This window comes from Corynebacterium atrinae, assembly GCF_030408455.1.
GTDB lineage: Bacteria > Actinomycetota > Actinomycetes > Mycobacteriales > Mycobacteriaceae > Corynebacterium > Corynebacterium atrinae.
Genome location: NZ_CP046977.1, coordinates 462,070 through 474,776, shown reverse-complemented (window position 1 = coordinate 474,776; position 12,707 = coordinate 462,070). Strand labels below are relative to the sequence as shown.

At 63.8% G+C, this 12,707-nt stretch carries 13 protein-coding genes; 3 read left to right on the top strand and 10 right to left on the bottom strand.

Translation table 11 applies throughout. The annotated features are described in order from the left end of the window. Entirely contained in the window at nt 1-639 is a 639-nt protein-coding gene (locus tag CATRI_RS02420) for a GntR family transcriptional regulator (RefSeq protein ID WP_290219373.1), read from the top strand. Between the two features lie 119 nt (nt 640-758). Here the strand turns inward: CATRI_RS02420 and CATRI_RS02415 are convergent, their stop codons facing one another. From CATRI_RS02415 to guaB, 4 genes are all read right to left on the bottom strand, one after another. After that, entirely contained in the window at nt 759-1,967 is a 1,209-nt protein-coding gene (locus CATRI_RS02415) for an NRAMP family divalent metal transporter (RefSeq protein ID WP_290219371.1), read from the bottom strand. A 126-nt stretch (nt 1,968-2,093) separates the two neighbouring features. Next, complete coding sequence (guaA, locus tag CATRI_RS02410; RefSeq protein WP_290219369.1) at nt 2,094-3,653, bottom strand: glutamine-hydrolyzing GMP synthase; 1,560 nt, start codon at nt 3,651-3,653, stop codon at nt 2,094-2,096. A 10-nt stretch (nt 3,654-3,663) separates the two neighbouring features. Then, nucleotides 3,664-4,812, bottom strand: coding sequence for a GuaB3 family IMP dehydrogenase-related protein (locus tag CATRI_RS02405; protein WP_290219368.1), 1,149 nt, complete (start codon nt 4,810-4,812; stop codon nt 3,664-3,666). A gap of 62 nt (nt 4,813-4,874) precedes the next feature. Beyond that, on the bottom strand, nt 4,875-6,395 hold the full coding sequence (guaB, locus tag CATRI_RS02400) for an IMP dehydrogenase (RefSeq protein WP_290219366.1): 1,521 nt from the start codon (nt 6,393-6,395) through the stop codon (nt 4,875-4,877). A gap of 122 nt (nt 6,396-6,517) precedes the next feature. Between guaB and CATRI_RS02395 the strand changes: the two genes are divergently transcribed. Next, on the top strand, nt 6,518-6,895 hold the full coding sequence (locus CATRI_RS02395; RefSeq protein ID WP_290219363.1) for a DUF5319 domain-containing protein: 378 nt from the start codon (nt 6,518-6,520) through the stop codon (nt 6,893-6,895). On the opposite strand, the gene CATRI_RS02390 is transcribed toward CATRI_RS02395, so the two are convergent. Continuing rightward, nucleotides 6,892-7,647 (bottom strand): hypothetical protein, encoded by a 756-nt coding sequence (locus tag CATRI_RS02390; protein WP_290219361.1) that lies wholly within the window; start codon nt 7,645-7,647, stop codon nt 6,892-6,894. The genes CATRI_RS02395 and CATRI_RS02390 overlap by 4 nt on opposite strands. Further along, the gene (locus tag CATRI_RS02385; RefSeq protein WP_290219358.1) at nt 7,647-8,213 is read right to left on the bottom strand and encodes a sigma-70 family RNA polymerase sigma factor; all 567 of its coding nucleotides are present in this window, start codon (nt 8,211-8,213) and stop codon (nt 7,647-7,649) included. Before CATRI_RS02385 ends, CATRI_RS02390 begins: the two co-directional genes overlap by 1 nt. Nucleotides 8,214-8,474: 261 nt before the next feature. Here CATRI_RS02385 and CATRI_RS02380 point away from each other — a divergent pair, with 261 nt between their 5' ends. Continuing rightward, nucleotides 8,475-8,780 (top strand): WhiB family transcriptional regulator, encoded by a 306-nt coding sequence (locus CATRI_RS02380; protein WP_290219356.1) that lies wholly within the window; start codon nt 8,475-8,477, stop codon nt 8,778-8,780. A 64-nt stretch (nt 8,781-8,844) separates the two neighbouring features. On the opposite strand, the gene groL is transcribed toward CATRI_RS02380, so the two are convergent. The 4 genes from groL to CATRI_RS02360 all read right to left on the bottom strand — a co-directional run bounded on the left by groL (nt 8,845) and on the right by CATRI_RS02360 (nt 12,696). Then, nucleotides 8,845-10,455 carry a chaperonin GroEL gene (gene groL, locus CATRI_RS02375; RefSeq protein WP_290219354.1) on the bottom strand — a complete coding sequence of 537 codons (1,611 nt, stop codon included), beginning with the start codon at nt 10,453-10,455 and terminating at the stop codon, nt 8,845-8,847. An 8-nt stretch (nt 10,456-10,463) separates the two neighbouring features. After that, a complete protein-coding gene (groES, locus tag CATRI_RS02370) occupies nt 10,464-10,763 on the bottom strand; it encodes a co-chaperone GroES (RefSeq protein WP_290219352.1) in 300 nt (99 codons plus the stop codon). Between the two features lie 136 nt (nt 10,764-10,899). Continuing rightward, complete coding sequence (locus tag CATRI_RS02365; protein WP_290219350.1) at nt 10,900-11,334, bottom strand: hypothetical protein; 435 nt, start codon at nt 11,332-11,334, stop codon at nt 10,900-10,902. Nucleotides 11,335-11,430: 96 nt separating this feature from the next. Further along, nucleotides 11,431-12,696 (bottom strand): hypothetical protein, encoded by a 1,266-nt coding sequence (locus CATRI_RS02360; protein ID WP_290219348.1) that lies wholly within the window; start codon nt 12,694-12,696, stop codon nt 11,431-11,433. Between the last annotated feature and the right edge of the window lie 11 nt (nt 12,697-12,707).

Below are 12,707 nucleotides of genomic sequence, written 5' to 3'. Positions count from 1 at the left end.
ATGCGACCCCTCGTGGCCACAGAGCAGCTGCGGCACTCCATTTCCTCCGGGCAGTTCCAGCCCGGACACAAGCTCAACGAGACAGACCTCGCCGCCACCCTGGGGATCTCACGGAACACCCTCCGCGAGAGCTTTGCCACGCTCACCTCCCAAGGCATCCTCACCTACATCCCCAACCGGGGCGTATTCATCAGCTCCCCCACCCTCAGCCAGATGCGCGATATCTACATCAGCCGCGCCCACCTCGAACCCGCCGCCCTCCTCTGGGGCGACCACCTCGATGCAGCCGCCTTAGACGCCATCGTTTCCACCGCTGAGGCCGCCCTCACAGCGGGCGATTTCCGCGCCGTCGCCGACGCCAACCAGCTCTTCCACCGCCAGGTCGTCGACGCCTCCGGCTCCGACATCAGCAACGAATTCATGAGCCGCATCTTGGCCCTCATGCGACTCGCCTTCCTCGGGATCTCCGAGCACATGCCCGACTTCCACGCCGAATTCGTCGCCCAGAACCGACACGTCGCCGACCTCGTCGCCGCCGATGACCGCCCCCGTGCCGCCGACATTCTTCGTTCCTACCTGCTGGAGACCCGCGAACGCCTTGCCTCATTCCTCACCGAGGATCCGGTGTACGGCACCTAATGTCGGGGAACCCAAAACCCGCACTTCCTAACAACTCCGGGGTCAATCCGCCTTCCACACCCCCCAAGTTGTTAGGAAGTGCCGGTTTCGCCGACTCAGTGGGTTAAGGGGCTAGCCACCTACGCCCAGAGGGCGCTGATTCCGCTGAGGGAATTCCAACCCAGGAACACTGTGAGCAGCCAGGCGACGACACCGATGAGGAGGAGCCACGCCGGGTACTTGTAGCCGTTGAGGAGATCGCGGCGCATCCACGCAGCCCACAGGACAGCACCGAAGCCGAAGGGAAGGATGAGCCCATTGAAGGCACCCGCGAAAATGAGCAGGGTCTGGGGAGCCTGGTTGAGGATCAAGTAAGCGACTGCACACACCGCAATGAAGGCGACGGTGAGCAGAGAACGCACGCGGGGAGCAGTCTTCTGCGAGGTGACGAAGGTGATCGATGTGTACGACGCACCGATGACTGAGGTCAGGCCGGCGGCCCAGAGGACGACGCCGAAGACCCGGAGGCCGATCTCACCGGCGGCGGCCTGGAAGGCATCAGCCGCGATGTTGTTCCCCGACAGGGCTACTCCCCCGGCGACGACTCCGAGTATCGCCAGGAAGAGCAGGGTGCGCATGATGCCAGTGACGATGATGCCCAAGACAGACACCTGGGTGATTGCCTTGACGTTCTCAGGGCCGGTGGTACCCGAATCGATGAGCCGGTGAGCACCGGCGAAGGTGATGTAGCCACCGACGGTGCCGCCGATGAGGGTGGTGATGACGAGGAAATCGATCTCCTCCGGGAGGACGGTGTTGCGCAGCGCCTCGCCGACGGGCGGGGAAGAGACGACGGCAACGTAGAGCATGAGGAGGATCATGATGGCGCCGAGGCCGATGACGATGCGGTCGAGCGCGAGGCCGGCCTTCTTCGACAGGAAAATGAAGATGGCGATCGCAGCGGAGATGACGCCGCCGATCTTGGCGTCGATGCCAAGCATGGCATTCATGCCCAGGGCGGAGCCGCCGATGTTGCCGATATTGAAGACGAGTCCGCCGATGAATACCAAGCCACCGATGAACCACCCCAGGCCCGGAAGGATCGAGTTGCCGAGCTCGTTGGCGCGCAGGCCGGAGACGCCGAGGACGCGCCACACGTTGAGCTGAATGGCGATGTCGACGAGGATCGACGCGAGAATGGCGAACGCAAAGGCGGCGCCCATCCTGACGGTGAAGACGCTGGTCTGGGTGATGAAACCGGGACCGATGGCGCTGGTGGCCATGAGGAACATCGCGCCAATGGTGGCGCTGCGGGCAGCTCTCTTGCTCGCAGTGGGTGTGATTGACATCCAGTCACCTTTCCTTAAGTGATGCGAGTCACTTTAGGAGATTGTTCAACGATTTGCAATGCCCTAACGTCACGGGCCCCGCACCAGGAGTTGGTGCGAGGCCCGTGACGGCTGTGCCGTGGGATATTACTCCCACTCAATGGTTCCCGGCGGCTTGGAGGTGACGTCGAGAACGACGCGGTTGACCTCAGCGACCTCGTTAGTAATGCGGGTAGAAATGCGCTCCAAGACGTCATAAGGAATGCGCGACCAATCGGCCGTCATCGCGTCCTCGGAGGACACGGGGCGCAGCACGATGGGGTGACCGTAGGTCCGACCATCGCCCTGGACACCAACCGAACGAACATCAGCCAGCAGGACAACGGGGCACTGCCAGATCGAATCATCCAGACCGGCGGCGGTCAGCTCGGTGCGGGCAATAAGATCGGCGGCCCGGAGGGTTTCCAGGCGATCCTCGGTGACCTCACCAATGATGCGGATGCCCAGGCCAGGGCCCGGGAACGGCTGGCGACCGACGATCGCTTCGGGCAAGCCGAGCTCGCGGCCCACGGCACGGACCTCGTCCTTGAACAGCAGGCGCAGGGGCTCGACAAGCTCGAACTCGACGTCGTCCGGCAGGCCGCCGACGTTGTGGTGGCTCTTGATGTTCGCTGTGCCAGCGCCCCCGCCGGACTCGACGACATCCGGGTACAGGGTGCCCTGCACGAGGTAGTCGACCTGCTCACCTTCGAGGACCCCGGCGACGGCGCGCTCGAACGAACGAATGAACTCCGCGCCGATCGCCTTGCGCTTGGCCTCCGGCTCGGTGACCCCAGCGAGCTTGCTGAGGAACGCAGCGCGCTCGTCGACAGTGACCAAGCGGGCACCGGTGGCAGCGACGAAGTCATTTTCTACCTGCTCGCGCTCGCCCGCGCGCAACAGGCCGTGATCCACGAAGACACAGGTGAGACGATCACCGATCGCCCGCTGCACGAGTGCAGCGGCGACGGCGGAGTCCACTCCGCCGGAGAGACCACAGATGGCGCGGCCGTTGGGGCCGATCTGCTCCCGGACGGCGTCGATAAGCTGTTCCGCAATGTTTGCGGCGGTCCAGTCCGCCTCCAAACCGGCAACCTGGGTGAGGAAGCGGGTGAGCACCTGCTGGCCGTGCGGGGAATGCAGCACCTCGGGGTGGTACTGGACGCCAGCCATGCGCTTGTCCAGCGACTCAAAGGCCGCGACGGGAGCGCCCTCGGAGGTGGCCGTGACCTTAAAGCCCTCCGGGGCCTCAGTGACGGAATCGCCGTGGCTCATCCACACCTTGTGGGTATCCGCCAGGCCGGCGTGCAAGACACCCTCGGCCTCGACAGTGAGGTCGGTGCGGCCATATTCACGGGTACCGGTCTCCGCGACGGTGCCACCCAGGGCGGCAGTCATCGCCTGGAAGCCGTAGCAGATACCGAAGACCGGGAGCCCGAGCTCCAGGATCTCCGGATCGAGGCTCGGAGCTCCCTCGGCGTATACGGAGGACGGGCCGCCAGAGAGGATCAACGCGGCCGGGTTTTTAGCCTTGATCTCCTCAGCGGTAGCGGTGTGTGGAACAACCTCGGAATAAATGCGGGCCTCACGGACGCGCCGAGCAATGAGCTGGGCGTACTGGGCGCCGAAGTCCACAACAAGGACGGGGCGGGGGGTAGCTGAAGTCACGAAACTGATCCTACTCGACCGACAGATTGACCTTTTGGAAGGACTTCAGATCGGTGTAGCCGCACTTGGCCATCGACCGGCGCAAGCCACCAATGATGTTCTGCACGCCGAAAGGCTCGGTCGTGGGGCCGTGGAGAATAACTTCCAGGCTCGGCGGCTCCTTGTCTTCTACCTCGTAGGACTGCGGGGTCTGCACAATGCCCCGCGGGAAGCGTGGGTGAGCGGCCACCGCTGGCCAGAACGTGCCGCGGCCCGGGGCCTCCGCCGCCGGTGCCAGCGGGGTGCCCAGGACGACGGCGTCAGCGCCACACGCAATGGCCTTGGCGACGTCGCCGGAATTCTCGATCTCGCCATCGGCAATGATGTGCACGTAGCGGCCACCGGTCTCATCCAGGTACTCGCGGCGCGCGGCAGCCACGTCGGCAATGGCCGTGGCCATGGGGACCTCAATGCCCAAGGCAAACTCGTTGGTGTTCGTGCCACCACCGACGATGACCCCGGCGGCGCCGGTGCGCATGAGGTGCATGGCGGTGGTGTAATCCGCCACGCCGCCAGCAATGACGGGGACGTCGAGGGAACCAATGAACTCCTTGAGGTTGAGCGGCTCACCGCCCGTGGCGACGTGCTCGGCGGAGATCATCGTGCCCTGAATGACCAGGAGCTCGGCGCCAGCCTTAATCACCATCGGCGCGAGCTCGCGGGCGCGCTGCGGGCTGACGCGCACAGCGACGGTGGCCCCCGAGGCGCGGACCTCGCCGATGCGCTCGGCCAACAAGTCCTCATCGATCGGGGCCGAATGCAGCTTCTGCAGCAAGGCAATGGCCCGCGCACCGGTGAAATCAAGCTCATCGCCGGACATGACCGAGTCAACGACCTGGGAGATCGCGCCCTCTAGGTCAGCCTGGCGGCCCCACAGGCCCTCGGCGTTGATTACACCGAGGCCGCCCTGGCGATCCATTTCGATGACGAACTCCGGGCTGGCCAGAGAATCCGTCGGGTGGGACATGACGGGAATATTGAAGGAGTAGGCGTCAATATGCCACGAGGTGTCCACGTCCTGAGAGGAACGAGTTCGGCGCGAGGGCACAATGGCGACATTGTGCAGGTGGTAGGTACGGCGGGCCTCGCGGCCGACCCCGATCTCAACATAGTCGCGCACGAGGCGCTCCCTTCTTCGGGCGGGTATGACGGTTCCCTACTCTACTGCACGCCCGAAAAATCCTAGTGGTAGTTCGGGGCCTCCACTGTCTGGGTGATGTGGTGCGGGTGGGACTCCTTGAGGCCTGCGGTCGTGATCTGGACGAACTGCTTCGTCTGCAGTTCCGCGATCGTGCCGGACCCGGTGTAGCCCATGGCAGAGCGCAGTCCACCGACCAGCTGGTGGGTGATGGCGTCGATAGAACCGCGGAAGGGAACGCGACCTTCGATGCCTTCCGGCACGAGCTTGTCCTCGCTCCGGACGTCAGCCTGGAAGTAGCGGTCCTTGGAGTAGGAGCGCTTCTCGCCGGACAAGCCGCGGCCCTGCATGGCCCCCATCGAGCCCATGCCGCGGTAGCGCTTGTACTGCTTGCCGCCAGAGACCACGATGTCGCCGGGCGACTCCGTGGTGCCGGCGAGCATGGAGCCGAGCATGACGGTGCTGGCACCGGCGGCCAGGGCCTTAGCGATGTCGCCAGAGAACTGCATGCCGCCATCGGCGATAACCGGAACTCCGGCGCGGTGGGCGGGGACGCTGGCCTCCATGATGGCCGTGATCTGCGGGGCGCCCACACCGGCGACGACGCGGGTCGTGCAGATGGAACCCGGACCGATGCCAACCTTGATGGCGTCCGCCCCGGCGTCGATCATGGCCTGCGCAGCGGCGCGGGTGGCGAGGTTGCCTCCGACGACGTCGATTCGATCCCCAAATTCCCGCTTGACGCGGGAGACCATCTCGAGGACGCGGTTGTTGTGGGCGTGAGCGGAATCAACGACGAGGACGTCGACCCCGGCGTCCACCAGCAGACCCGCGCGCTCCCAGGACTCATCGCCCGTGCCGATACCGGCGGCCACGAGGAGGCGACCAGCCGAGTCTTTGGAGGCGTTGGGGTACTGCTCCGTCTTCACGAAGTCCTTGACGGTGATAAGGCCAACGAGGCGGCTGTTGTCATCAACAATGGGCAGCTTTTCTACCTTGTTGGCGCTGAGCAGCTCCAGCGCCTCCTCCTTGGTCACGCCTTCCTTGGCGACAACCAGGGGCATCGGCGTCATGACCTCCGCCACGCGACGATTGACATCGGCCTCAAAGCGCATATCGCGGTTCGTGCAAATGCCCACGAGAGTGCCGTTGTTATCCACGACCGGCAGACCAGAGATGCGGAAGCGTGCGCACAGCGCGTCGACGTCGGCGATGGTCATATCGGGGGAACAGGTCACCGGATCGGTGACCATGCCGGACTCGGAGCGCTTAACAATCTCCACCTGCTCGGCCTGTTCCTCGGCAGAGAGGTTGCGGTGGAGCACACCCAGACCACCCTGGCGGGCCATGGCGACCGCCATCCGCGCCTCGGTGACCGTATCCATCGCCGCAGAAATCACCGGGACACCGAGGCGAATGTTGCGGGTGAACTGAGTCGAGGTGTCTACTTCACTCGGAATAATGTTGGACTCTGCCGGGAGAAGCAGCACATCATCGAAGGTCAGGCCAAGCAGGGCCACCTTATTCGGATCGTCTCCCCCGGTGTGGACACGCTGATCAGTCATGAATGAATGCTCCTTTACGCACTGTCTGGCTTCCGCAATGCCTTCACTGTAGTGCCTTTTTCTTTTTCGGAGGTAGCCATAAGGAATTGCTCCGTGAAGCCCTCCGCAATAGTGTGGCCAGTGTGAACTACGACTCGCAAATGCCCCTGGACCCGTTCGCCGACGATCCCAACGATCCGGCGTCCTTCCTCGAGGCCGATGAGCCGGCGATCCCGCTCACCGAAGAAGAGCGCTCGCACATGCAATCCGATCTGGAGATGCTGCGCCGCGCCAAGGTCGTGCTTGCGCCGCGGGGAATCCTGGGAGTGTTCTACTTCTGCGAGGACTGCGAGGACCCGCACTACTACGACTGGAACATCATGGAGCAAAACCTCCTAGCCACGCTGGCTGGGGAGCTCCCGCCCGTCCACGAGCCTTCCGCACGCCCCGACATCAACGCATACGTGTCCTGGGACTACGCGGCCGGTTACCTCGACGGGGTCAACGACCGGAGGCTCTAAGGCTGCTGCGTTTGCGGCGGGGAGAGCGTGCCCGGCGCCGGGGTGGTGGTCACCGGGACCGTGGGCTCCGGGGTCGGCAGCGGGTTCTCCGTGATCGGCGGCGGCCCCTGAGTCACCGTGACCGTGGCGACGCTCGTCTCCGTCTCCACCTTCGTCTCCGTCACCGTGGTCGGTGCTGAAGGATCAGCCGACTTGGTGACGGTAGCGGTCACAGTGGTGTCATCCTTGGGCTGCTGCTCCGTCTCGCTCATCTCGCGGACCTGCTTACGGGCCTCCGAGATCAACTCGCGCGCACCATCCATGTCGCCCTGGGCTGCCCGGGAATCGACCTGCTCCAAGGTGCCAGCGAGTTCAATCACCGCAGCGCGATCGCTGAACAAGGTGCTGGAGATCCCCCACAGCGGGGAGCCGGGGGTGGCGTTGAAGATCGCCGTGCCGGAACCAGCAATAACCAAGGTGGCTGCGGCAGCTCCGATGAGGCCGGACAGCAGCGGGCGGGAGCGGCGCGCAGCGCGGCGCTCAGCCAAGGAGATGACCACGGGCTCCTCGTCCGCGCCCTCGATGAGGGGGGCCGGGGGCATCTGGCGTTCGACGTCATCGCGCAGGGCGAGGAACAGGGCGGCGAGTTCGTCTTCGCCGTCTGTGGGATCAATGCCGTGGGAGAGATCAGTGAGGAAGGCATCATCGTTGACCACCGGCTGTAGGTGGTCATTGATGTCGCCTGAGCTGGCGTCACGGAAGCGACGACTCATCACTCTTCTCCTCTATGGTCAAGATTCTTACGCAACGTGGCTAGCGCCCGGTGCTGTGCAACTCGCACGGCTCCCGGTGTGCTTCCTACGATCTCCGCGGTTTCTTCCGCAGAAAGCCCCACGAAGACTCGCAGGATCACAATGTCGCGAGCCTTATCACTTAATGAATCGAGAAGAAGGCGAACTCTGTTACTTCCATCCGCTACCAGTGCATACTCTTCGGGGGTGTCCCGGTCGGTAAAAGAGTCTGGCACGTCGTCGGTGGGGTGTGAATGGTCACGAGCCATAGCCCGATGTGCGTCCGCGACCTTGTTAAATGCGATTCCGTAGACGAAAGCCATGAATGGTCGGCCTTTGTCAACAAAATTGCCGATGGAGGTGGCGACAGCCAAGCAAATTTCCTGCGCGATATCCTCCGGCGTCGGCGAGCGACCGCCGCCCACGCGGGCGCGGGCGTAGCGCAGAACCATGGGATGAATGATCTTCATGATCCGCTGGAGCGCGCGGCGATCACCATCAATGGCCAACGGGACTAACCCCGCTAGTTCCTCTTCGGTATCGCTCACTTAAGTAGCCCTCCACAACAATTCACTCATTGCATCACTCGGATCCAACTTACCCCGTATTCGGCGGACAAGAATTCACGAATCATTAACCTACCCCATTTTGGCTGGTCATGAATGTTTCTTCTCCCAACTCCCCAAAAAAGCACCCGCTGGCCACAATTTGGCAACCAATTGTTCACCGACTGCCTAGACACTGCCAAAGGGCCACTGCTCCACAGTCGGCGCTACTGCATGTTCACTTTATTGAGGAGAAATAACACCATGGCTCAGCCGCATCTGCTTCCTGGACCGAACGCAGACTTCTGGGACTGGCAGCTCCAGGGCGCTTGCCGGGGCGAAGACTCAGAGGTCTTCTATCATCCGGACGGCGAGCGGGGACGTGCCCGCTCCCAGCGAGAGAGCAGAGCAAAGGTGATTTGCCATTCTTGCCCCGTCATCGCCGCTTGCCGCGAGCACGCCCTCGAGGTGGCTGAGCCCTACGGCATCTGGGGCGGCCTGTCCGAGGTGGAGCGCCTCACCGTGTTACGCACCCGCAGCAAGCGCCTGCGCATAGAAGTCAAGGTCTAAACAGCGAAAAAGCCCGGAAACACACGAGGTGTTTCCGGGCTTCGGCATGATGTCCAACGGCGCTTTAGTGGTGGTGACCCGCGTGGGCCTCCGCCTCCTCTGCCGGTTTGTTCACCACGGAAGCCTCGGTGGTGAGGACCATCCGGGCCACGGAGGCCGCGTTGACCACGGCCGAGTGGGTGACCTTCACCGGATCGATGATGCCCTGCTCGATGAGGTTGCCGTATTCCAGGGTGGCGGCGTTGAAGCCTTCCCCGTTTGGCAGCTCAGCGATCTTGGCCACGACGACGGCGCCGTCGACGCCAGCGTTGGAAGCAATCCAGTACGCGGGCTTGGTCAGTGCTCGGGCCACCGACAGGATGCCGGTGCGGGCCTCTCCCTCGAAGCCCTCAGCGAATGCCTTGAGCTCTTCGGCGATCTGCACGAGCGCGGAGCCACCTCCGGCGATGACACCCTCCTGCACCGCAGCGCGAGCGGCGTTGATGGCGTCTTCGACGCGGAGCTTGCGCTCGTTGACCTCGGTCTCGGTGGGGGCGCCGACGCGGATGACGGCGATGCCGCCGGACATCTTGGCTAGACGCTCCTCGGCCTTCTCTCGGTCCCAGGTGGAGTCGGTGGAGGCGATCTCTCGGCGGATCTGCTCGCGGCGGGCTTCCACCTCCTCGGCAGTGCCGGCACCGTCGACGATGACGGTCTCATCCTTGGTCACGGTCACGCGGCGGGCGCTGCCGAAGACCTCGGGCCCGGCTTCGCTGAGGGTGACGCCAACCTCGGGGTCGATGACCGTTGCGTTGGTCACCACTGCGAGATCGTCCATGAATGCTTTACGACGCTCGCCGAAGTACGGGGACTTCACCGCCACAGCCTTGATGGTCTTCCGGATGGAGTTGACCACCAGAGCCTGGAGCGGCTCGCCTTCGATGTCCTCGGCCACGATGAGGACGGACTTGTTCGACTCGACGACCTTCTCCAACAGCGGGAGGAAATCCGGCAGGGAGGAGATCTTGTTGCGCACGAGCAGCACCAGCGGATCTTCCAGCACTGCCTGCTGGGTGTCCACATCGGTGATGAAGTACGGGGACAGGAATCCCTTATCGAAGGTGATGCCCTCGGTCACGTCGAGGGAAGACTCGATGGACTGGGATTCTTCGACGGTGAGGACACCATCCTTGCCGACCTTGTCCATCGCTCCGGCAACCATCTCGCCGACGAGGGGGTCGCGGGAGGAGACGGTAGCCACGTTGGCGATCTCCGTGGAGGAGACGACCTCGGTAGCGCGGTCCTTGAGCAGCTCGACGGTCTTATCAGCCGCGACGGCGATGCCACGGTTGAGCTCGACCGGATTGGCACCGGCGGCAATGTTGCGCAGGCCTTCAGCGATGAGGGCCTGGGCGAGCAAGGTCGCGGTGGTGGTGCCGTCGCCGGCGGCGTCGTTGGTCTGGATGGCTACGGACTTGACCAGCTGAGCGCCGAGGTTTTCGAAGGGATTCTCGACGTCGATCTCGCGAGCGATGGTGACACCATCGTTGGTGACCAGCGGGCCACCGAAGGCCTTGTCGAGGACGACGTTGCGGCCCTTGGGGCCGAGGGTGACCTTCACGGCGTCTGCAAGCGTATCGACGCCGCGTTGGATGCCCTCGCGGGCCTCCTGATTAAAAGCAATGAGTTTCGCCATGTCGCGGGTTACTTTTCGACGACTGCGAGCAGGTCACGAGCGGACAGCAGCAGGAACTCTTCGCCGCCGTACTTCAGCTCGGTTCCGCCGTACTTGGAGAAGATGACGGTGTCACCCTCCTTGACGTCGATGGCGATGCGGGCGCCCTTTTCATCGGTGCGGCCCGGGCCGACGGCGATGACGGTGGCTTCCTGCGGCTTCTCCTTGGCGGAGTCCGGAAGGACCAGGCCGGAAGCGGTGGTGGTCTCGGCTTCGACGATCTGGACCAGGACCTTGTCTTCCAGCGGCTTGATGTTGACGTTTGCCACGATGATTCCTCCGTGTAGTGAAGTGAGTTGTATGTGCCGGTTGTGGTACGCAGCACAGCCGTCGTCGCGGGTGAACAACTGTGGGTCAAGACAACCTGACTGGCACTCTACCCTCGCGAGTGCCAGCCTTCAACAATCAGTCGCTGATACTGAACTCGCCGAGGTTAAGCACGGCCGCCCGCCAGAGGCCATACTCCTCAGGGTTGTCATCCCGGTAGTTCTTCACTGCGCGGATTCCGTCCTTGACGCGGCGGATATCCTCCAGCCCGATATCGTCCCCTTCGGCCCCGACAAAGATGACTGTTCCGGAAATGGCGCGGGCCGGATCAGCAAGGAAGGAACCCTCGCCCGTGGCAGCGGCCTGACGCCCGAGAGAGGCAACCGGGTTAGGCTCCGCACCATTGGCCTTGGCTTCCGGGTTGAACAAGGCCGCGTAGTCCGAACCATCCTCTTGGAAGGACACGGCGACGCGGTCCTCGTTCACTCCGCCGAGGAACTGCGCGGCCTGATCGAGCTCGAAGGTGACAGAGTTGTGGGTCAGGTCAGGGCGGACGAGAAAGCCGGTGATCATGATGGAAGGCTCCTAAGGCTAGTGGGCGCGGTCCCCTCCAGAAATAGCCTGTGCACTGGCTAAAAGCCCGCCGAAACCCAAGTGTTCACCGACTGGTTAGGCGCCGGTTACTTCGTCGGGAACATGGGAGAGGGTGAGGGTCGCGGTGGTCTCGCCACTCTGGAGGTCAATGACAAAGAGCTCCTTGGTGGCGGAGTCGGTGACGTAGGCGGTCTCCCCGTCGATTAGCAGCGTTGGGCGGGGGTCTTGCCACTCGAGGGATTCTTCCCACTCGCCCAGGACGGGGATGGTGCGGGCGACGGTGCCCGACTCGGCGTCGAGAATGTGGAGCGAGCCGTCAGTGCCGAGCACGACCGGGGTGCCGGACTCGCTCATGCCGAGGGAGCGGAAGGTGTAGCTGGTCCCCAGTTCGACGAGCTTGAGGTCACCGGTACGAGTGTCGATGAGCGTCACGCGCGTGGGGCGTTCCAGGTCGGCGTCCTTGTCCACCTTGTAGTCACCCAGCACGATCGGGGAGCTGGGCACGCTAGCCTGGTTGCCGATGCGGCCGTAGGCGTCAGGGGCAGCCACCTTGGATGTGGCGCCGTTCTTCCAGATCAATGCGCCGTCGGTGCAGCCGAAGAGCACCGCGTTGTGTGCCTCAGCAGCGCCGTGGGTGCCGGGACACTCGTGGAAGGCCTGGAGCTCCTTGCCGTTCACGTCGACGACCGCGATGCCGGTGCGGGTCTTCCCGTCGTCACCGACGGTGGTGACGAGGTAGTCATGGCCGGAGGGCACGGCGATCCCGTGGTGCGGGGTCAGAGTGAAGGCACTGGTGACGGGAAGGTCCGTCGCGGCGGTGTCGAGGGTGGTGACTTCGCCGGTGCCGTCGTCGAAAAGCACGACGTGTCCTTCGCCGGCAACTACGTGCCCGGGCTTGGAGGCTTTGATGACGCGGTCGGTGAGGGCGGGATCACCGGCGTAGTGGTGGAAATGGTCATCGTGCCCTTCGGACCATGCCCCCATATCGAGGACCTGAAAGCCTTCCGCGGTGGAGACGAAAACGTGGCGGTCATCGCCCGCGGGGTTGAGGCGCAGGTAGCCCTCGGCGTCGACGGTGGTGAGCTCGCGCGGTTCGGACCCCGGGGTGACATCGACGATGGTGACGCCGCCGTCGTGGGAGACGGCCAAGCGCTGGTGGGCTACGCGGACTTCGACGGGTTCCTTGGCGGCTGAGGTGGCAGTGGTGGCAGTGGTGGCGGTCGCGTCAGCGGTAGCCGGAGAGGAGGTGGATTCCCCCGAGGTGCAGCCAACGAGGAGAGCGGTAAGGGACAAGGTAGCTGCCGGAAGAAGGAGACGGCGCGTTGCGAGGATGGTGGTCATAGTGGGACACT